The organism is Cupriavidus sp. 01L45, assembly GCF_056399885.1.
The window spans coordinates 1-516 of the sequence record NZ_JBFTSG010000174.1; the positions used below are offsets into that span (position 1 = coordinate 1).

The 516-nt window shown below is 68.8% G+C and carries 1 pseudogene; it reads left to right on the plus strand.

The annotated features are described in order from the left end of the window. A pseudogene (locus AC1DT6_RS40580) lies at positions 1–516 on the plus strand (type VI secretion system domain-containing protein); the annotation flags it as partial.

Sequence of the window (516 nt, forward strand, 5' to 3'; positions counted from 1 at the left end):
CAAAAGCAGTGGCCGGAACTCCTCGACCGCGTCGAGCAGGCCTTCGCCGAAGGCGCGAATCATTTCTGGCTGGACTTGCAGTACTACGCCTTCACCGCCCAGGATCAGGCGGGTGGCGAGTATGCCCGCGCGCGCGACCTGCTCGCCACTGACTGTGCGCTGATGCTCGAACGCCTGCCCGGCCTCGATCAACTGGCCTTCACGGACGGCACACCGTTTGCGGATGACACCACATTGGCGTGGATTGCGCGCCATGCCACCGTACGCGATGTCGAGCGCGGCGAGCCCATGGTGCCGGTATCGGTCGCGTCCGCCAGCACCGACTGGGCGGAGACGGAAGCCCAGGCGGCGGACCTCGCCGCCCAATAGAGCCTCGATGCCGCGTTCGCCTGGTTGCAGGGCCTGCCGGCGCCGGACGGTGAGCGCGACCGCTTCGTGCGGCAACTGGTGATGGCGCGCGTGGCCGAACGTGCGGGTCGCGCGGACACGGCGTTGCACTTGCTGGGCGCCCTCGAG